The organism is Flavobacterium erigeronis, assembly GCF_054075165.1.
In genome coordinates, this window is sequence record NZ_JBSKGP010000007.1 from 180,683 (window position 1) to 202,264 (window position 21,582).

General features: G+C 33.2%; 17 protein-coding genes. 14 read left to right on the top strand and 3 right to left on the bottom strand.

Going from position 1 to position 21,582, the window contains the following annotated elements:
- The first annotated feature begins 39 nt into the window (after positions 1-39).
- The 5 genes from recO (at position 40) to ACWA1F_RS15025 (ending at position 8,726) form a co-directional block, all read left to right on the top strand.
- Positions 40-753, top strand: coding sequence for a DNA repair protein RecO (gene recO, locus ACWA1F_RS15005; RefSeq protein ID WP_306153506.1), 714 nt, complete (start codon positions 40-42; stop codon positions 751-753).
- A 117-nt stretch (positions 754-870) separates the two neighbouring features.
- Positions 871-2,766, top strand: a complete 1,896-nt coding sequence (locus ACWA1F_RS15010) for an outer membrane protein assembly factor BamB family protein (protein WP_456894678.1) — start codon at positions 871-873, stop codon at positions 2,764-2,766.
- Positions 2,767-2,814: 48 nt separating this feature from the next.
- Positions 2,815-4,734: a hypothetical protein gene (locus tag ACWA1F_RS15015; RefSeq protein ID WP_456894680.1), complete on the top strand. Its 1,920-nt coding sequence runs from the start codon at positions 2,815-2,817 to the stop codon at positions 4,732-4,734.
- 203 nt (positions 4,735-4,937) lie between these two features.
- A complete protein-coding gene (gene ileS / locus ACWA1F_RS15020) occupies positions 4,938-8,339 on the top strand; it encodes an isoleucine--tRNA ligase (protein ID WP_456894682.1) in 3,402 nt (1,133 codons plus the stop codon).
- Positions 8,340-8,345: 6 nt separating this feature from the next.
- Entirely contained in the window at positions 8,346-8,726 is a 381-nt protein-coding gene (locus ACWA1F_RS15025) for a TraR/DksA family transcriptional regulator (protein ID WP_012022792.1), read from the top strand.
- Between the two features lie 254 nt (positions 8,727-8,980).
- Here the strand turns inward: ACWA1F_RS15025 and ACWA1F_RS15030 are convergent, their stop codons facing one another.
- Both ACWA1F_RS15030 and ACWA1F_RS15035 read right to left on the bottom strand, forming a co-directional pair.
- Positions 8,981-9,361 carry a hypothetical protein gene (locus ACWA1F_RS15030; protein WP_456894685.1) on the bottom strand — a complete coding sequence of 127 codons (381 nt, stop codon included), beginning with the start codon at positions 9,359-9,361 and terminating at the stop codon, positions 8,981-8,983.
- Positions 9,362-9,396: 35 nt separating this feature from the next.
- Positions 9,397-9,753 carry a roadblock/LC7 domain-containing protein gene (locus ACWA1F_RS15035; protein WP_091494460.1) on the bottom strand — a complete coding sequence of 119 codons (357 nt, stop codon included), beginning with the start codon at positions 9,751-9,753 and terminating at the stop codon, positions 9,397-9,399.
- A 179-nt stretch (positions 9,754-9,932) separates the two neighbouring features.
- Between ACWA1F_RS15035 and ACWA1F_RS15040 the strand changes: the two genes are divergently transcribed.
- The 8 genes from ACWA1F_RS15040 (at position 9,933) to ACWA1F_RS15075 (ending at position 20,805) form a co-directional block, all read left to right on the top strand.
- The gene (locus tag ACWA1F_RS15040; protein ID WP_095928396.1) at positions 9,933-10,148 is read left to right on the top strand and encodes a hypothetical protein; all 216 of its coding nucleotides are present in this window, start codon (positions 9,933-9,935) and stop codon (positions 10,146-10,148) included.
- 119 nt (positions 10,149-10,267) lie between these two features.
- Positions 10,268-10,864: a lipoprotein signal peptidase gene (locus tag ACWA1F_RS15045; RefSeq protein ID WP_456894688.1), complete on the top strand. Its 597-nt coding sequence runs from the start codon at positions 10,268-10,270 to the stop codon at positions 10,862-10,864.
- Between the two features lie 142 nt (positions 10,865-11,006).
- A complete protein-coding gene (locus ACWA1F_RS15050; RefSeq protein ID WP_456894690.1) occupies positions 11,007-14,165 on the top strand; it encodes a UvrD-helicase domain-containing protein in 3,159 nt (1,052 codons plus the stop codon).
- Between the two features lie 82 nt (positions 14,166-14,247).
- Positions 14,248-15,441 (top strand): glycine C-acetyltransferase, encoded by a 1,194-nt coding sequence (kbl, locus tag ACWA1F_RS15055; RefSeq protein ID WP_456894692.1) that lies wholly within the window; start codon positions 14,248-14,250, stop codon positions 15,439-15,441.
- 113 nt (positions 15,442-15,554) lie between these two features.
- Positions 15,555-17,006: an OmpA family protein gene (locus tag ACWA1F_RS15060; protein ID WP_456894694.1), complete on the top strand. Its 1,452-nt coding sequence runs from the start codon at positions 15,555-15,557 to the stop codon at positions 17,004-17,006.
- Between the two features lie 63 nt (positions 17,007-17,069).
- Positions 17,070-19,832 carry a PD-(D/E)XK nuclease family protein gene (locus ACWA1F_RS15065; protein WP_456894696.1) on the top strand — a complete coding sequence of 921 codons (2,763 nt, stop codon included), beginning with the start codon at positions 17,070-17,072 and terminating at the stop codon, positions 19,830-19,832.
- Positions 19,833-19,948: 116 nt separating this feature from the next.
- Positions 19,949-20,134: a hypothetical protein gene (locus ACWA1F_RS15070; RefSeq protein WP_456894698.1), complete on the top strand. Its 186-nt coding sequence runs from the start codon at positions 19,949-19,951 to the stop codon at positions 20,132-20,134.
- Positions 20,131-20,805: an ATP-binding cassette domain-containing protein gene (locus ACWA1F_RS15075; protein ID WP_456894700.1), complete on the top strand. Its 675-nt coding sequence runs from the start codon at positions 20,131-20,133 to the stop codon at positions 20,803-20,805. Before ACWA1F_RS15070 ends, ACWA1F_RS15075 begins: the two co-directional genes overlap by 4 nt.
- A gap of 6 nt (positions 20,806-20,811) precedes the next feature.
- Here ACWA1F_RS15075 and ACWA1F_RS15080 read toward each other — a convergent pair whose 3' ends face one another.
- A complete protein-coding gene (locus ACWA1F_RS15080; protein WP_306153476.1) occupies positions 20,812-20,955 on the bottom strand; it encodes a hypothetical protein in 144 nt (47 codons plus the stop codon).
- Positions 20,956-21,243: 288 nt separating this feature from the next.
- Between ACWA1F_RS15080 and ACWA1F_RS15085 the strand changes: the two genes are divergently transcribed.
- Entirely contained in the window at positions 21,244-21,564 is a 321-nt protein-coding gene (locus ACWA1F_RS15085) for a roadblock/LC7 domain-containing protein (protein WP_095928511.1), read from the top strand.
- The last annotated feature ends 18 nt before the right edge of the window (positions 21,565-21,582 follow it).

Sequence of the window (21,582 nt, forward strand, 5' to 3'; positions counted from 1 at the left end):
CAAAATCTAAAATCCACAATTTAAAATCTAAAATTAAAAGTGCTCGTCAAAACCAAAGCCATAGTAATTTCATCGTTAAAATTTCAGGAAAAAAGCTTGATTGTAAAATGCTTTACACTTTCAAGCGGACTGAAATCTTACTTTGTGCGCGACGCTTTTTCTAGCAGAAAGGCAAGTCAGAAAATTGCTTACTTTCAGCCTTTTTCGATTTTAGAGATAGAAGCTGTTCATAAGAATAAAGGAACTTTAGAGAATTTTAAAGAAATCAGAAGCGCTGTTCCGTTTCAGACGATTCATACTGACATTGTAAAAAGTACGATGGTTATGTTTCTTTCAGAAATGTTGCATCATTCCATTCAAGAAGAAGAAAAAAATGAACAGCTTTTTTTGTTTTTAGAAACGGCGCTTACTTGGCTAGATCATCACGATGAAATTTCAAATTTTCACTTAATCTTGCTTTTAGAAATCACAAAATATCTGGGCTTTTATCCTGATACTTCCGATATAGATTTGCCTTTTTTTGAAATAAATGAAGGAATTTTTACGGTTTTCCACACTTCAACCGCACTTTCTGAGCATGAAACGACTTTATTTAAAAAACTATTGGAACTAAAATTTGATAACGATCAAAAAGTGTTTCATGTACTTGAAAGACAAATATTGTTAAAAGTTTTGATTAGCTATTATTCGTCTCATTTAGAGGGGTTTAAGAGTCCGAAATCGCTTGATATTTTGAAAGAAATTTTTTCATAACTGCATTTCTATTTTTATATATTTGCTCAGTATTTTTTTACTAAAGGATTATGTCTTTTTGGTAAAAAGTAAATTTCAAAAATATCTAAACCAACTAATTTTAAAAAAAAATCTACCATGAAGAAAATTACTTTTTCGATTATTTTTCTTCTGTCGGTAACGGTTTCATCAATTGCCCAAAGAAAATATGATGAAATAGTTACAACAGAAAATGCTGTCCAAGATTTGGTGCAGAATGGGGTTACTGGAGTTGTTGTCTTTAAAGAAGGCTCATCTATTAAAGGACTTGATCCTGAAATAAAAAAAATTGTATGGACTTTAACTAAAGAAGATTTTGGAGGTAGGTCAGTATTGGATATCGCTGGCGATACAGATCTTACAAAACTTTTCGCGGATAAAAGTACTTTAACTAATGTTCCTGGAAGCCCATATGTGGAAGCTTATCTTGAAAGTAAATACCTTATTATCAATACTGATACAGGTAAAGTAGTTTATAATTCTGCAAAAGAGTCTTTCTGGGTTACCCAATCAGATTTTATTCCTGAAACAAACGAGTATTTACTTACTTTGAAAAAAGATGGCGATATGGCAATTGCTTTATTGGATATGACTACTGGTGAATTGAAATGGAATACAGCTGTTGATAAAGCAAAATCATTGTTTAGTTTTTCTTTTAAAGAATCAGCAAACACAAACATCGCTACAGTACACGGATCAGTAATTTACTATTTATTGTACGGAAAATTATATTCTTTTGACAGAGCTACAGGAAAGTTAAACTGGAAAGGGGAAGAAGATTATTCTAAATTCTTTTTAACTCAAAACGATAAAAATATTGTTGTAGTAAATAATGCTGGAACTTTCTCTTCAAAACAGTATTTAAATGTATTGAATACAGAAACTGGAAAAAGTATCTGGAAAGAATCAATCAAAACTAAGAGAGTAGTTTACCTTGAAGATTGGGGAACAAAAATCTTAGTGGCTCACTACAGCGGATTTAATTTTTATGACTTAACTTCTGGAGAGAAAATCTGGAAAAAAGACGCTCGTGGAGATGGTTTGAAAAGAGTAATTCCAATCGACCAAGATTTCTTATATGTTGCTGAAAACGAAATGATGTTGATCAATAAAGATGGAGAAAAGCTTTGGAAAAAATTCATCGAAATTTCTGATGATAAAGAAGATCCAATCTACTACTTAGGAAAAGTGGGTGAAAAAGTAATGTACCTTACAGGAACTTACGGAAACATGGTAGATTATAAAACAGGAGTTAAGCTTTGGAAACGTAATATTAAGTTTGAAAAAGACCGTCCAGTTTTACCAACTTACGATGAAGCTACAAATTCTTACTTAGTGTATAATGATGAGAAATTATACAAATTTGATCCAAGCATTAGCGATAAGCCAGAGCCATTTGCTAAAGTTAATATCAAAAAAGAAAAAGAATTAAACAGTATCGAACAATTTCCTTGGGGAGTTGTGCTTTCAGGACCACTTGAAGTAATGGGAGTAAATATGGATGGTACTGTAAAATATCACCATACTTATTCACAGCCAGGAGAAGGAACAAGACGTCTTTTAAAAAGTGCTGCAATTGCGGGAAGTATTGGTTTAGGAATTGGTTCAGGAGTAAGTTCAGTTAAAGGTGCTGATTTGACTATGACATATCGTGATGCTGATGGTAACATGAGAACCGTGGTTGCAAAAGGAGATCAGCATAATAAGGATCAGGCAAAAACTTATGCGGCTGGATCAGCGGCTCTAGGTGTAGTAGCGGCTAAATTTGACAAGCGTTACAACGCGATGAAACAAAACAGAGACTTCTCTTATATTTTTGCAAAAGCAGATTCTGGAGAAAAAATTCTTGTAAAAGTGAGTAAAATTGACGGTGTTGAAGTTGATAAGATTATTTTCAACAACAACAAGCCAATTTATGAAGTGGATCCTGCGACTCAGAACATTTTTTATGTTTCTGATAAGTCAATTCAGATTTTCAACAAGAAAGAAAAATAAAAAAAGACAAGGCCATCAGGATCAGATTCTGATGGCTTTTTTTTGCCTATGAAAAAAAAACTACTCCTTATCGCTTTACTTGTAATTGGTTCAATTCAAGCACAAGAAAAAATAAGCTCTAAAAAAAAGAAATTTTACATCCCGGTAATTAAATATTCAGAATTTCCTGCGCTTGATAATGTATTGACACAAACAACATTTTATCAATTAGACAAAGAATTGGTTCAAGAGGAAATTATACTAAAGAAAAAATATTTTAATATAGACGGGTTTATAAAAGATCCTGCAAATGGTAAGTTAAAAATTTACTTAACCATTGGCCTGCCAAAATTTAATGAAACCAGAATTGACAGTACGTTTGACAAAAAGAAGAATAACTGGCAATTTATGGCTTCTTCTGTTTTTAATGTCAATATTAAAGTAGATGTTAAATGTGCTGATAAAATAATCTTGTCTAAAGATTTTAATAATGTAGAATCAAGTTTAATAGGTGCTAGCTATCAAAAGAACGAAGTTAAGGTTATTGCTGGTACGAATAATAAAAAAATTAGAGAAGCAGAGAGAGAGGCTAATGCAACTGCAGAAGAACTTGGTGTTGACGATGTAATTTATCAATCTGTTGAGAGAATTCAAAATTACCTGAATTATAAATTAGCCTACACAACTGATGAATCTAAAGAAAAATTTGAGTTTGTAACCTCAAAATCGCATCCAGAATACAAGCAAATGCAGGCTTTTGAAAACGAAATTACTGCTCAAATGGAGAAAGTAACACTTGAAAAAGGTTTGGATGAGAAATTATTGACTCCGCATTTGCAGTATTTAGAAAGCTTGTTGGTTAAATATCCACCATCAGCTGCAAATGAGTATATGAGATTCATTGTAACAAACAATTTGTCATTAACTTACTTCTTGCTTGAAAATAAAGAAAAAGCTTTGTTGTATGCGAATTTATTAATAGAAAATGACAAACTTGATTCGAGAGGTTCGGCAATAATTAAAAGAGTAGAGACTGCGCATTTTGTAGACAAAAAAATACGTTCTCATACAAACAGATTTGTCGATCTTGCAAAATTAGGGCTTAAAATAGCAGAAGAAAAAGAAGAAAAACGATTAGCCTTTTTTGAAAAAATCCAACAGCAGGATGCCGAATGGGAAATCGAAAAATCTAATCGTGAAGCTTATCTGGAAAAGATTAAAATGCAAAGACATAATTTGCTTGATTCAATAGCGTATCAATTAAATGCAAATCTTTTGGCAAAAGTAATCGATAATCTTGGTGGAAGCCAAGCCTTGAAAAAAATAGAAAAAACACATTTGCTTTCTAAGATTTCGATAGAAGGAACCAATATTCCTCAAACAGAAGAAAAATGGGCAACAACGTCGCATTATCTTCTAAAGAAAAAAATGCCTGAAGCTTATTACGAAATAGTAAATGGACCAGAAGCATGGAGCCATGACGATCGTGAAACAGGTATAAATGCTAAATGGGCAAAGTTAACCGCATACGATTATAGCAATTTGTCTAAGAATGTTGATCCAGTAAACTTTTTGACAGACTTAAGACTTGATCTGTGGAATAATTTTGAGATTTTAGGAGAAGAAATGTACGAAGGAAAATTGTGCTATCATTTAAATTATTTTGAAAAAACGTTGAGTTCTGGAAACAGAACAATTCCGAAAACAGATTATCACGTTTTTATCGATAAAGAAAATTTCAATATTGTTTCTACTGAGAAAACAGAATTTGATAATGGTAATAAAAGTTTTTTCGAGAGAAAATTATTTGGTGATTACCGCCCTGTAGCAGGATTAAATTCTGGAAAAATCCCTCATAAGATTAATTATGAAATTGAAGATTTTAACGGTGAAACTTTGTATCAGGAAACTCGTGAAAAAGTGGAGATAAATCCAGTTTTTGGAAATAGAATTTTTATGAAAGAAGTCTATTTCGGAGGATTCAAATAAGATACAAGCTTGCAGAAAGCTATTTTTAGAATTGGTTATTTTTTGATTTTATTAGCTCAGAAAAATGAGAATAATGTCAGAAAGTAACCAATTCTTGTGTTTTTGTATCTATTCTCTCAACAAAACTTTGTGAAATTTAATGAAATTGGCGGTCAATAGTTCAAAATTTCTTACTTTCGCACCTCGTTTAAGAAAAGGATAAAATGAGTACAAAATTTACTGAATACAAAGGACTTGACTTGCCAACTGTAGCGTCTGAAGTTCTTGATTTTTGGAAGAAAGAAAATATATTTGAAAAGAGTGTAACAACTCGCGAAGGCGCTGAGCCTTTCGTATTTTTTGAAGGTCCGCCTTCAGCAAACGGATTACCTGGAATTCACCACGTAATGGCACGTGCGATTAAAGATATTTTTTGCAGATATAAAACTCAAAAAGGTTTTCAAGTAAAAAGAAAAGCCGGATGGGATACTCACGGTTTGCCTGTAGAATTAGGTACCGAAAAAGAATTAGGAATTACAAAAGAAGATATTGGTAAAACGATTTCTATCGAAGAATATAACGAAGCGTGTAAAAAAACCGTTATGCGTTATACAGACGTATGGAATGACTTGACCGAAAAAATGGGTTATTGGGTAGATATGGAAGATCCGTATGTGACTTATAAACCAAAATACATGGAATCGGTTTGGTGGCTTTTGAAACAAATCTACGATAAAGGTTTGTTGTACAAAGGATACACTATTCAGCCATATTCTCCCAAAGCAGGAACTGGATTATCTTCTCACGAAGTAAACCAGCCCGGAGCTTACCGCGATGTTACAGATACTACGATTGTAGCGCAGTTTAAAACATTGCCAGAAACATTGCCTTCATTCTTGCAAGGTTTTGGAGATATCCACATTTTAGCTTGGACGACAACTCCTTGGACGCTTCCATCAAACACTGCTTTGACAGTTGGTCCAAAAATCGATTATGTTTTAGTTAAAACTTTCAATCAATATACTTTTGAGCCAATCAATGTGGTTTTGGCTAAAAACTTAGTTGGAAAACAATTTGGAAAAGGCTATTTCTTAAGTGAAGACGACGCTGATTTTGACAATGTAAAAAATGGCGATAAAAAACTGCCATATAAAATCTTAACCGAAGCAAAAGGAGCAGATTTAGTAGAAATCCGTTACGAGCAATTGTTGCCTTATGTACTGCCTTACGAAAATGCTGAGAACGCCTTTAGAGTAATTTCTGGAGATTTCGTTACTACAGAAGACGGAACGGGAATTGTACATACAGCTCCAACTTTTGGTGCAGATGATGCTAAAGTAGCAAAAGAAGCAAAACCAGAAGTGCCGCCAATGTTGGTTCTGGATGTAGATGGAAATGCAGTTCCTTTAGTTGATTTACAAGGAAAATTCACTTCGCATGTTGGTGATTTAGCTGGCAAATATGTTAAAAACGAATATTACGATGCAGGGCAAGCTCCAGAGAAATCTGTGGATGTTGAAATCGCTATTCGTTTAAAAGAAGAAAATAAAGCTTTTAAAGTTGAAAAATACGTGCACAGTTACCCACACAGCTGGAGAACTGATGAGCCGTTATTATACTATCCATTAGATTCGTGGTTTATTAAAGTAACCGACGTAAAAGATAGAATGTTCGACCTGAACGAAACTATCAATTGGAAACCCAAATCTACTGGTGAAGGACGTTTCGGAAACTGGCTTAAAAATGCCAACGACTGGAACTTATCTCGTTCTAGATATTGGGGAATTCCGTTACCAATCTGGAGAACAGAAGATAAAAAAGAAGAAATTATTATCGGTTCTGTTGAAGAATTGTACCATGCAATCGAGAAATCGATCGAAGCAGGTTTCCAAAAAGAAAATCCATTTAAAGGATTTGAAATCGGAAATATGGACGAATCAAATTATGATTTAATCGATTTGCATAAAAATGTAGTAGATCAAATAACATTAGTTTCTGCTTCTGGCCAGCCAATGAAGCGTGAAAGCGATTTGATCGACGTTTGGTTTGATTCTGGAGCAATGCCTTATGCACAATGGCATTATCCTTTTGAAAACAAAGAAAAAATTGATGAAAACAAAGATTTTCCAGCAAACTTTATTGCAGAAGGAGTAGACCAGACACGTGGATGGTTTTACACGCTTCACGCAATCGGAACTCTAGTTTTTGATAAAATTGCATACAAAAACGTAGTTTCAAACGGTCTTGTTTTAGATAAAAATGGGGTTAAAATGTCTAAGAGTAAAGGAAATACCATAGATCCATTTAAAACCATTGCAGAAAACGGTCCAGATGCTACGCGTTGGTATATGATTATGAATGCAAATCCGTGGGATAACTTAAAGTTTGACCTTGAAGGAATTGCTGAAGTTAAACGTAAGTTCTTTGGAACATTATACAATACCTATTCTTTCTTCTCGTTATATGCTAACATCGACGGATTTAAATACGAAGAAGCTGAAATCCCGTTAAACGAAAGACCGGAAATTGATCAATGGATTATTTCTGAATTGCACTCATTAATAAAATTTGTTGACGAATGCTACGAAGATTACGAGCCAACAAAAGCTACAAGAGCCATTTCTGATTTCGTTCAGGAAAACTTAAGTAACTGGTACGTTCGTTTATGCCGTCGCCGTTTCTGGAAAGGAGAATATGCAAAAGATAAAATTGCAGCTTACCAAACGCTTTATACTTGTTTGCTTACAATCAGCAAATTAAGCGCTCCAGTGGCTCCATTTTTTATGGATAAATTGTACCGCGATTTAACAACTTCTACGGGAACAGAGGATTTTGCTAGTGTTCACTTGGCAGAATTCCCAAAATTTGTCGAAAACTTTGTTAATAAAACGTTGGAAAGCAAAATGCAGAAGGCGCAGACGATCTCTTCTTTGGTTTTATCACTTCGTAAAAAAGAGATGATCAAAGTACGTCAACCTCTGCAAAAGGTAATGATTCCAGTACTTGACGACAATCAGCGTGCTGAAATTGAAGCTATTTCTGACTTAGTAAAAGCTGAGGTAAACGTTAAAGAAATTGAACTTTTAGACGATGCTTCTGGTATTTTGGTAAAACAGATTAAGCCTAATTTTAAGGCTCTTGGACCACGTTTTGGTAAAGATATGGGGTTGATTTCTAAGGAGATACAAAGTTTTTCTGCAGGTCAGATCAATCAGTTAGACAAGCAAGGAACGCTAGATATTGTTATTGCAGGAAATAGTGTAACTTTATCATTAGAAGATGTAGAAATTACATCACAAGATATCGAAGGATGGCTGGTTGCTAATTCAAACGGAATAACAGTTGCGCTTGACATTACAATCTCCGAAGAATTAAAAAATGAAGGTATCGCGAGAGAATTAGTAAATAGAATACAAAACATTCGTAAAGATTCAGGATTTGAGGTTACGGATAAGATTAAAGTTCAAATAAAACGAAACGGCATTTTAGAAGAAGCAGTTTCAAAAAATGAAGACTATATTAAGTCTGAGACATTAACAGATGATTTGGTTTTTGCTGACGCGTTAGAAAACGGCACAGAAATTGAGTTTGATGACATTAGAACCATTATATTAATTTCAAAATAGTAGAAAATGATAGATGAAATTACAAGATACTCTGATGCTGATTTAGCAGAGTTCAAAGAAATAATCCAAGCAAAAATTAAGAAAGCACAAGAAGATCTTGATTTGATCAAAAGTGCGTATATGAACGATTTGAATAACGGAACTGACGATACTTCTCCAACTTTTAAAGCTTTTGAAGAAGGAAGTGAGACCATGTCAAAAGAAGCAAACTCTCAGTTGGCTATCAGACAAGAGAAATTCATTCGTGACTTAAAAAACGCTTTATTCCGTGTAGAAAACAAAACATACGGTATCTGCAAAGTAACAGGTAAATTAATTAGCAAGGAAAGGCTTAAAATCGTTCCTCATGCAACAATGAGTATCGAGGCTAAAAACCTGCAAAGATAATCGCGTAGAAATACGTAAGAAAAAAGCGCTCCTTTAAGGGGCGCTTTTTTTTGTTTAATGTTTAGCTGTGAGCGAGTTTGTTGCCAAATCTAAGCTTTGAAAGAAATTATTTATAATTAATCAAAGTAGAATTGAATGTCTGCTATCGGTTTTTGTAAGAACAAAATTGAATGCGAGTCTCTTCATTTTGAGTTTTCTAAATAAAAAAACCGCCTTAAAATTAAGACGGTTTGTAATAAATTGAAATCAAGAAATTAAGCTAGGTTTTTTTCAACTTCAGCTTTGTGTTTTCTTAAAATAGCTCTAGTCATTCCTAAATTAGCTTTTGAAGCATCAGCAGCTAGATAGATCATGAATTTTTTGTTTGGAGAAATGTCGATAATGTGGATTTGATTAGAAAGTGTGATCAAAATATCTTCGATGTCCTGATTTAATCCTAAAGCTTTTACAGCGCTCAATTTGGCTTTTACTACTTCTAAGTTATAAGCTGCGGCAAGTTCTGGGTCGAAACCTGGGTCAATAGTTAAATTTCCGAAACTTAATCCAGATTCAATTTCTGTTACTGCTACAGCGATAAAGCCGTTTACGTTAGTTTTCATTTCGTTTAAAAACACGTTTAAAAAGTCATTGTTCATAGTTCATTTGGGTTATTTGTTAATAGAATTTTATGTTATTTCAATAAAGAATTTTTACTTAATTCGGCAGAAACTTCTTCTGTAGAACGCATCAATAACGCGAGATTGCTTCCTTCTTTAGAAAAAGCAACAATAAAGTTGGAGCCACTGATTTTATTTCCAACAATAACGCCTTCCGCGCTTTTTAGATATAATTGTTTTAAAGAGCCTTTTTCTAAATCAATTAAGAATTTTTCGCTCATAGATAAAATTGCTGCGCTCATTGCGGCAATACTGTCTCCGTAATCAAGATTCAGTGAAGTAATTAATTTGCCTTTACCATTTAAAATTAACGCTGCAGTAGATTTTGTGCTGACAAGAAAGTCATTCAGAGTAGTTGTAATTTCATTCATGATTTGTAGGATTTTGGGAGGAATGTTAAATTCAGTTCGTTTTGGTGTTGTTTTTAGAAAATAATTCAACTTGTGCTAAACAAGTGTTAATTTTTATTAACAAATATAAATTAAATTATGTATCATTGTAGTACCAAATCAGTAATAATTTAAATTATTTACTACAAAAAACTTACATTATGGCTAAAGTATTGAAATTCAAAGAAGTAAACTCTGATGTGGAGCGCAGAATGAAAGAATTTGAAAAACTGCGTGTTAAGTTTAAAGCTGATGTAAAAAAAGGGGAAGCTAAGAAATTGGCGGCCGGAAAAGAAAGCAAAGGAATCTTTAAGTCGATCTCTGAATTCTTTTCCGACAGTCCGAAAACACCAGCAAAAGCTGCTGTTAAAAAGTAAACTTTACCGGGTTTAGATTAGCAGATAAACTTGTTTAGTTTGTTACAAAAGAATTAACGCTCCTTTGGGAGCGTTTTTTTTGATTTAATTGTTATTTTTGCCCATCAAAAAATCATAAAATGTCATTACGAAAAGCGTATTTCCTTATATTCTTAGTTTTAATTGTTGATCAGCTTTCTAAAATCTATGTCAAAACAAATTTCGTTCTTGGTGAAGAAGTTGTAATTGCAAATTGGTTTAGAATTCATTTTATTGAAAATGAAGGAATGGCTTGGGGAACAAAAATACCAGGCGAATACGGAAAATTAATTTTGACAGTGTTCAGAATCTTTGCTGTTGTCGGAATTGGCTGGTGGCTTTCTGATTCTGTAAAAAAACGTCATTCGACTTATTTAATAGCGGCCATTGCATTAATCTTTGCAGGTGCAGCAGGAAATATTATAGATTCTGTTTTCTACGGAGTTATTTTTGATGACAGTACGCATAACTTGGCGACCATTTTCTCACCAGCTCCATACGGAACTTGGTTTCATGGTCTGGTTGTAGATATGTTTTATTTTCCGATTTGGGAAGGCGAGCTTCCAACGTGGTTTCCGATTTTTGGAGGAAAACATTTTGCTTTTTTTAATGCTATTTTTAATGTAGCCGATGTAGCAATTTCTACAGGTGTGGGTATACTTTTGGTTTTCAACAAAAGAGCTTTCCCAAAACACTAAATATTTAAAATTCCAAATAGATAAAAATTCCAAATTCCAATATCTATAATGCTCTTCGCTGTAGATATTGGAATTTGGAATTTTTAATTATTGGGATTTAATTTTTTATTATCTTATTTTTACGATATAAAAAATCAAAATTATGCAAAGTCCGTCTTTTTCTATTTATGATGCTTCTGCGGGATCAGGAAAGACGTATACTTTGGTAAAAGAATATTTAAAAATTATTCTTTCTTCTCCAAAAAACGATGCATATCGAAATATTTTAGCGATTACGTTTACCAATAAAGCGGTTCATGAAATGAAAAGCCGTATTGTTGGAAATTTGTCTGAATTTGCAAAAGACGATCCGTCTTCAAAAGCAGTCGATTTAATGGAGGATTTGTCCCGAGAAACAGGACTTTCCATTATTAAAATTAAAACGAAATCGCAACAGATCATAAAGCACTTAATTCATAATTATGCTGCTTTTGATATTTCTACCATTGATAAATTTACCCACAAAGTTATTCGAGCTTTCGCGCACGATTTAAATCTGCCAATGACTTTTGAGGTTACTTTGGATACTGAAAATTTATTGGTCGAAGCTGTTGATGCGATTATTGCGCAGGCAGGTGAGGATGAAACGCTGACAAAACTGCTCATCGATTTTACGATGGAGAAAACCGATGATGATAAAAGTTGGGATGTTTCGAGAGAAATTCTAGATACTGGTAGATTGGTTTTGAATGAAAATAACCGAAATGAAATTCTCCATTTTCAAAACAAAACAATCGAAGAGTTTGTAGAGATCAAAAAGAAAATGCAGGCGCTTTGCAAAGAGCTGGAAGAAACTAATGAAGGTCTTGTGGTGAAAGCAATTGAATTGATTGATAATAACGGAATTGATTCGAAATCATTTTCAAGAGGAACTTTTCCGAATCATTTGCAAAGCATTCGAGAAGGGAAATTCAATCCGAAAAATAAAACCTTTCATGAGTTTGATGATATTGCGATTAATAAAACAGCGAAAGACCGAGCTTTAATAGAAAATATTATTCCAGAGTTACTTCAGATATTAAAGGAGGTTTATCAAAATTTTGAAAAAAGAGATTTTTATAAAGCCTTTTTAAAAAATATTACACCGCTTTCTTTGCTAAATACTGTGAGTAATGAGCTTGCAAAAATTCAGTCGGAACAAAATGTTTTGTCGATTTCAGAATTCAATGCTATAATTCACCGCGAAATTCAGAATCAGCCCGCGCCATTTATTTATGAACGTTTGGGTGAACGTTACCGCAATTTTTTTATTGACGAATTTCAAGATACATCAGAAATGCAATGGCAAAATCTGATTCCGCTGATTGACAACTCGCTTTCCGGTTTAGATGATTTAGGTAATAAAGGAACTCTGATGATAGTTGGGGATCCGAAACAATCTATTTATCGCTGGCGCGGAGGAAAAGCAGAACAATTTATTGAATTAAGTAAAGAAGAGGTGACTTTTTTTCATCATGAAAAAAAAGTGAAGCATTTAGATACAAACTATAGAAGTTATAGCGAGGTTATTGAATTTAATAATGCTTTTTTTAAACTCATTTCTGCCGAATTTACAAATGAAGATTATAAGAATCTATATGAAAATCATAGTTTTCAAAATACGAATTCCAAAAAAGGCGGTTATGTAAATATTTCTTTTCTTCCAATAGCTGATAAAAATGAATCTGTCGATGAAGAAGAAGTTGTAGAGAAATCTGATTTGTATGTTTTAGCGACTTTAAATACAATTCAAGAAGTAGTAAGGCAAGGTTTCGAATATAAAGATATTGTAATTCTGACCAGAAAAAGAGATCAAGGAATTGCGGTGGCAAATTATTTGACAGAGCAAGGCATTCCGTTGCTGTCGTCAGAAACTCTGATGATTCAAAATGCATCAGAAGTTCGTTTGGTTATTCATCTTTTAAGATATTTAAACAATAACGCTGATTTAGAATCGAAAGCTAATTTTTTGCATTTCTTGGCTTCAAGCAGAGATTTGACAATGCCTATCCACGATTTTATCGCAATGGGAATGAGCTATAAATTTGAAAAAGAATTTGAAGAATGGCTTATGACTTTTGATGTTTCTTTTTCTTTTGAAGATGTGAGGAAGAAATCTTTGTATGAAGCTGTGGAAATTATCATTTCTAAATTTATTCTTTCTTCCGAAGGAAATGCTTATGTGCAGTTTTTTCTGGATATTGTTTTAGAAAGAGATATTCGGAATCAATCGGGAGTTTCAGACTTTTTAATTTTCTGGGATAAGAATTCGGAGAAATTTAGTATTCCGTCGCCAGAAGGAAATAATGCCGTTCGAATTATGACAATCCATAAATCTAAAGGATTAGAATTTCCAGTCGTAATTATGCCTTTTGCAGATGAAGATTATAATCGAAAACCAAAAGATAAATTGTGGTTGGATACCGAGGAAATAGATTTGGGGGTTCCAAAAGCTTTGGTTGATAATAGCAGTGCGGTTGAAAGTTTTGGTGAAAACGCATCAGCAGTTTTTAATTTAAAAAAACAAGAAGAGCTTTTAGATAACATAAATGTGCTTTATGTTGCTTTGACTCGCGCAGAAGAGCAATTGTATGTGATTTCGCAATCAATAAAAGCAAAAAATGATGGTGAATATCCGAATAATATGGCTTCTTTTTTTATTAAATTTTTGATTAATGAAGGGGTTTATGATGAAGAGAAATTGAATTACGAATTTGGAAATAAAAGCAAGCTGTCAAAAACGACCAAAACAGTTGATGCAGTTAAATCAATTCCGATTGTCAGGGAGGTTTTAAATCCGAAAAATATTAAAATAGCCCAGCGTGAAGCTTTGATGTGGGGAACGCATCAGCAAGAAGCTATTTCGTATGGAAATATCGTTCATGAGATTTTGGCTTTCGTTAAAGATAAATCAGATGTTGATTTGGCGGTAACAAAATCTATTGAGAATGGTTTGATAACTTACGATCAGCTCGACAAAGTGCTTAAAACTTTGAATGAAATTGTAAATCATCCAGAACTGAATGTTTGTTTTAATGGAAAACATACTGTTTTAAATGAGCAAACTATTGTTCAAAAAGAAGGGAGAATTTTGAAGCCAGATAGAGTTGTGTTTTTAGAAAATAAAGAAGCTTATCTGTTGGATTATAAAACTGGAGCTGTAAATGCTAAGTACAAGCAGCAAATTCAGGAATATCAAGATGCAATACAAGATTTGGGATACACCGTTTCGAAAAAAGCTCTTGTTTACATCGGAACTGAAATTGAAGTGGTAAATTTGTGAAAAAATTAATCAGATGTTAAAGAAAAAGCGAAGCTATAATATGGTTAAGTTGTTAATTTTTAACGTTTTAAATAAATAAAAAATGTACGGTAAAATAAAAGAACATCTGCAAAATGAGCTGCAGACAATCGAAGAAAATGGAATTTTTAAAAAGGAGCGTATTATTACTTCTCCACAAGGTGCGGAAATCACAATTTCGACCGGAGAGAAAGTATTGAATTTTTGTGCTAATAACTATTTAGGGCTTTCGTCGCATCCAGAAGTTGTACAAGCTGCAAAAGATGCAATGGATACTCATGGTTTCGGAATGTCATCTGTTCGTTTCATATGTGGAACACAGGATATTCATAAAACATTGGAGAAAAAAATTGCAGATTTTTATGGTACTGAAGATACTATTTTATACGCTGCTGCTTTTGATGCCAATGGAGGAGTTTTCGAACCTTTATTAGGAGAAAATGATGCAATTATTTCAGATAGTTTAAATCATGCTTCCATTATTGATGGTGTTCGTTTGTGTAAAGCGGCGCGTTATCGTTATGAAAATAACAATATGGAAGATTTGGAACAGCAATTAATAAAAGCAAATGAAGCTGGAGCTCGTTTTAAATTAATTGTTACTGATGGAGTTTTTTCTATGGACGGATTAGTAGCGCCTTTAGATAAAATCTGTGATCTTGCCGACAAGTATGATGCCATGGTAATGGTAGACGAGTGTCATGCTGCTGGTTTTATCGGGGCTACAGGAAAAGGAACTCTAGAAGCAAAAGGAGTGATGGGAAGAGTAGATATTATAACAGGTACTCTTGGTAAAGCTTTAGGAGGAGCAATGGGAGGATATACTACTGCTAAAAAAGAAATAATTGAGCTGTTACGTCAAAGATCTAGGCCTTATTTGTTTTCAAATTCTTTAGCGCCAGCAATTGTTGGGGCTTCAATTAAGGTGTTTGAATTATTAGAAAAAGATACCACACTTCGAGATAAACTAGAATGGAATACCAATTACTTTAAAGAAGGTATGAAAAAAGCAGGTTTTGATTTCATCGATGGTGATTCTGCAATTGTTCCAGTTATGTTGTATGATGCAAAATTATCTCAGACAATGGCAAACGAACTTTTGAAACAAGGAATTTATGTAATTGGATTTTTCTTTCCAGTAGTTCCAAAAGATAAAGCCAGAATACGTGTTCAGCTTTCTGCAGCGCATGAAAAAGAACACTTGGATAAAGCGATAAATGCCTTCACAGTTGTCGGTAAAATGTTAAAAGTTATATAATTACCACTTTGGTCAAATTTTTGTAGGTTTTTTTTAACATTTCATTTTGTATTTAAAAAATTTGGTGTTACTTTTGCTTGTAATTAACTAAATTGTAATTAAAAAAATTAAGTATGAAACATCTTAACAAACTTTTAGTTGCTGTATTGATGGCGATGGGTTTAAATGCTCACGCGCAAGACAGTAACAATCCATGGGCTATCTCTTTTGGAGTTAATGCCGTGGATACTAGAACAAGTTCGGGTTCAGGAAGTGGATTTTTCGATCAGCACTTCTCTCAGCCATTCGCAGTAAAAGATAACTGGAACATTCTTCCTTCTCTATCTTACATTGGAGTAAACAGATACGTAGGTAGCGGTTTCTCTGTAGGTTTACAAGGATCTGTAAACAAAATTGATAAATTGGTTACTTTCGATCCAACTGCAGCAGGACATGATGCAAGAGGTAACGTAGTTACTAATCCTGGTGATTTAATGTACTACGGAATTGATGCTACTATCAAATACAGCTTCCAAGAATTAATCAAATCTAAAGTGATTGATCCTTCGTTATCTGTTGGTGGTGGTTATACTTTCTTCGGAGATAACAGTTTTGGTACTGTTAACCCAGGTGCAGGTGTTACTTTCTGGTTTACAGATGCTATTGGTCTTGAGTTAGCTACAAGATACAAATGGGCTGTTGCTGCTAATGAGGATAAACCTCTTGACAGATCTGTGTTCCAACACACTGCTGGTTTAGTTTTCAAATTCGGAGGTAAAGATACTGACGGAGACGGAATCTATGACAAAGATGATGCTTGTCCAGATGTTGCTGGTTTAAAACAATTCAACGGATGTCCTGATACTGACGGTGACGGAATCGTTGATGCTTCTGACGCTTGTCCAGATGTATTTGGTTTAGCTGCATTAAACGGATGTCCTGATACTGACGGTGACGGAATTGCTGATAAAGATGACGCTTGTCCAGATGTTGCTGGTTTAGCTGCTTTAAAAGGTTGTCCTGATACTGACGGTGACGGAATCGCTGATAAAGATGACAAATGTCCTACAGTTGCTGGTCCTAAAGAAAATGGTGGATGTCCATTCTTAGACGCTGACAAAGATGGTGTTGCTGACAAAGATGACGACTGTCCTACAGTTGCTGGTCCTGCTAGTAACAGAGGATGTCCAGAAGTAACTTCTGAGGCATTAGAAGATCTTAAAGTTCAAGCTAGAGCGGTATACTTCAACTCAGGAAAAGCTACTTTCAAAACTGGAGACAAAGAAACTCAAGCTAGATTAGATGCTATTAAAGAAATCCTTAAAAACTATCCAAACGCGAAATTCTCTATCGAAGGACACACAGATAGTACAGGTTCTGCTAAAATCAACCAAAAACTTTCTGAGGACAGAGCTAAAGCTGTTCTTGATGCATTAGTTCAAAGAGGTGTAAACCCAGAGAACTTAGAGTCTAAAGGATTTGGTGCTTCTCAACCAGTTGCTAGTAACAAAACTGCTGCAGGTAAAGCTCAAAACAGAAGAACTGAAATTAGACACATTGGTTCTAAATACCAAGGTAAACTATAATTAGTTTTCTAAATAAATATGAAAAGCCATTCTTAATTGAATGGCTTTTTTTATTTTTATCCTATGGTAAATACTTCTTTTCTTCAAAAAATTGCCTCCGTTGTAATTCAGGATTATGCAGATAAACTTTCTGAAATAACTATAATACTTCCGAATAAAAGGGCAAAAGTTTTTTTGATTGAAGCTCTGAAAAAAGAGACTTCAAAAACTATTATTGCACCTGAAATTACTAGTATAGAAGATTTTGTTCAAAATGTAGCCTCAATACGAGCAGTTGATTCTATTGAGCTTTTGTTTGAGTTTTACGAAGTTTATTTGTCTGTTACTGAAAAGAAACACCAACAGTCTTTTGAGTTATTTGCAAATTGGGCAAAAACTCTATTGCAAGACTTCAATGAAATTGACAGGTATCTTTTAGATCCTTCACATGTTTTGTCTTATTTAAAAGATATTGAAGATATAAAAAAATGGGGGCTTGAAGTCGATCAAAAAACAAAACTTCTAGAAAATTATATTGACTTCTGGAAATTACTTCCATTGTACTACGAGTCGTTATATAATCATTTGCTGTTTAAATCAATCGGATATCAAGGGTTGATTTATAGAGAAGCTGTAAATAATCTTAATCATTTTTCGAATACTATTGGAAACCGCACTTTTATTTTTGCCGGATTTAATGCTTTAAATGCTGCTGAGGAAAAAATAGTGCAACATTTGCTTGCTTTGGATCAAGCTAGGATTTATTGGGATGCTGATCAAGCTTTTCTTAATGATCCCTATCACGATGCAGGGCTTTTTTTAAGGCGCTTTAAAGAAAGCTGGAAACATTATAAGTCAAATATTTTTGAATGGATTGTTGACGATTTTTCGCAGTCAAAAAACATTCAAATTATTGGAACTCCGAAAACGATTGGGCAGGCAAAACTGGCAGGAAGCATTATTGAAAATTTAATAGACCAAAATCCAGACGCTTCGTTAGATAAAGTTGCAGTTGTTCTTGGTGAAGAGAATCTGTTGGTTCCTGTTTTGTATTCGTTGCCATCTTCTGTTGGAGCTTTAAATATTACGATGGGATATTCTGGAAAGAATAATCCGTCTCAGATTTTTGTTGCCAAATTATTTAAAATGCATACCAATGCACTTTCTCGAAAAGGTGGCAGTTATGTATTCTATTACAAAGATGTGTTGGATGTTTTGACACATCCTTTGGTTGAGCCCTATGCAAATGCACAGAGATTGGTAAGAATAATAAAAGAGAATAATTATACTTTTATTACTCAATATAAAATTTTGGAACTTCATCCTGAGCCGTCAAGCTTTTTTAATTTATTATTTGAAAAATGGGAAAGTGGTTCTATTGCGGTTTTAAAAAATATTTCTGCTTTATTAATTGCAATTAAAGAGCATTTTAGCAACGATAACGTAGAAGAAAAGATTGCTAAAGCTTTTGTTTATGGCGTCTTTAAAGTGATAAATAAGCTTATAAATTATTATTCGAAACACCACCATATTGATAATATCGATACCCTTCATTCGATTTATAAGCAAATTATAGATTTGGCAGAAGTATCTTTTGAAGGTGAACCATTGCGTGGACTGCAGATTATGGGAGTTCTTGAAAGTCGTGTTTTGGACTTTGAAACTGTGATTATAACGTCTATGAATGAAGGAAAATTTCCGGCCGGAAAATCACAGAATTCATTTATTCCTTATGATGTGAAAAAAGAACTTGGGCTTCCAACTTTCAAGGAAAAAGATGCTATTTATACTTATCATTTTTATCATTTATTGCAAAGAGCAAAAAATATTTATCTGATTTACAATACTGAAAATGACGGATTGGATGCTGGTGAAAGAAGCCGTTTTATCACGCAGCTTGAAGTCGAAAAACAGCGAAATCATAATCTTACTTTTGATATTTATAATCCCGTTTTACCAACAACGGCATACGAACCTATTTCTGTTCCGAAATCTGAGATGGTTATGGAGCGTTTGAAAGAAATTGCTGCTAATGGTTTTTCGCCATCGGCATTGACCAGCTATATTCGGAATCCTATTGAGTTTTATTTTCAAAAGATATTGAGAATTCGTGAAGTTGAAGAAGTTGAAGAAAACATCGCTTTGAATACTTTGGGAACGATTATCCACGAAACACTAAAAGCACTTTACGAGCCTTTTATTGGGAAATTTATTTCTGAAAGCGATCTTCTAAATTGTTATAAATTATTGGATGATGAAGTTCTCAAGCAGTTTAAGTTGGTTTATAAAGAAGGCGAAATCAAAAAAGGGAGAAATCTTTTGGCTTTTGAAGTAGCTAAACGAAATGTTTCTAATTTCCTAAGAATGGAATTAGAATCGGTAAAAAATAATGAAGCGATTCAAATTGTTGCGTTAGAGCAGACTTTTGAAAGAGAATTTGTTCATCCAAAACTGCCGTTTCCAGTTTTAATAAAAGGAAATGTAGATAGAATAGAACGTAGAGACGGAAAAATTAGAATTATCGATTATAAGACGGGAAAGGTTGAGAAATCGAATGTGATATTGAAAACTTGGAACGGATTAACCCAGGAGCTTAAAAACGATAAAATCATTCAGGTTTTGGCGTATGCTTTTATGTTTGAAAAAGAAGCTGGAAACCTTCCGATAGAAGTTGGTATTATTTCATTTAAAAATTTAAAATCTGGATTCTTGCCTTTTGGTTTTAGGGAAGAGAAAGATTTGAATGTTGTAGTAACGCCTGAAATTTTGAATTCTTACTTAGAAGAAATTGCCAATTTGCTCAGTGAGATTTTTGATATTAATATTCCTTTTGAGGAAAAAATCTAGAAGTTCTTATCAGGAAATTTAGAAACATATTTGAGTTTTATAAGACGACTTTGGTCGTGAATTTGGCTATCTCTACTACTGTATTTCTTTTTAGTGGACTTAACAATTTTTTATTGATGATAGCTACACTAGGTTTTGCATTAAGTATCGGATTTAAAGAGATGTATCGTCAGAACGAATATTTGTTTTACATGAACAATGGTTTTTCTAAAGGAAGACTTTTGTTTTACACTTTCTTGCTGAATTTTGTTTTTGTATTTCTGTTTGCGACGGCGCTAATTATAATTCAAAAAGCATCTTGAATAAGCATATTCTAGAAATAAGTGGAATTCAAAAAAGTTTTAATAATAAATTATTACTTTCAGATATTTATTTGAAATTGGAAACGGGACAAATAATTGGTTTGTTTGGCAGAAATGGTTCTGGTAAATCTACATTATTGAAGGTTATATTTGGAATAGTTCCAGCATCAGATAAAAGTATTTTTGTTAACGGAATTTCAAAAAATAATTCATCTTTGTTGTTAAATGAAATTAGTTATCTACATCAAAACCAATTTATTCCAAATCATTTTTCAGTTTTACAGACGGTTTTGTTGGCTGTCGATAAACAAAAAGCACACCTTGTTTGTGAAGATGAATTTTTAAAATCTCTTTTAAATCAAAAAATTAGGAATCTGTCTTTTGGAGAATTAAGATATCTTCAGGTTAAATTAGTACTTTCTAATGAATCAAAATTTGTATTATTAGATGAACCGTTTAGTGGTTTGTCTCCCAAAATGATTGAGATTGTAAGTTTATTAATTAAAGCAAATTCTCAGAAAAAAGGAATCATTATTACTGATCACAATTATAGAAGTGTAGTAGGAATTGCAACAGATTTAAGAATGTTAAGCGGAGGTAAGTTGCAGATAATCAATAAAAAAGCCGAACTCATTCAAGAAGGTTATCTGAAAAGTTCGGCAAATTTTTAGATGCTTTTAGCTAAATATTTTTTTAAAGAAACCTTTTTTAGATTTTTCTCCAGAAGCAGTAGTGTTAATGTGTCCGTTCTCAATACGAAATCTTCTAAACTTTTCCAGTTTTACATTTAGGTCAAAGCGTAATTCGTCAACTGTTTTCATTTAATAAAATTTTTTGCAAAGCTATATAAAAACTTTTGTCAAACACAACATTCTGCAAATGTTAATTTTAGAAATGAGTTTTGTTAAGCGAAATGTTATGTTTTTGATATTATTTGCTTTTTATGTTAATTTTTTTTGCAGATTTTTTGCAAAAAAATAGGATTAATTAAGTGATAAACAAAAGTGACTCAGTACGTTATATTACATCTTTTTTTAACAAGTGTTTATCGCGCAATTGTTAATATTAAAATATCTTTGGCGCTCCAAAAACATGACAAATAAAAGAAAATGATTGATTTACAAACACTAGTAGAAGAGACTGGCGCAGAGTCTGGACTCAGTTTTAATATTGATGGGATCTTAAACGAGTCTGTTAATTTAGAATACGACGGAAATGTTGCAGCAATGATCGGAATGATCTTAAAGATGTGCCTTGAAATGTCTGAAGACGTTAACAATGGAGATCTTAAACAAGTAATGATCAAAAATAACGACGGAATTGTTGTAGCAAGCAAAAATCAAGATGATAATTGTATCGCGTTGCTTTCTAAAGATTTAAGTAAAATGGGGCTATTGCTAAGAAAAATGGATTCTATTTTTAACAACTAATTTAAAACCAAATATTTT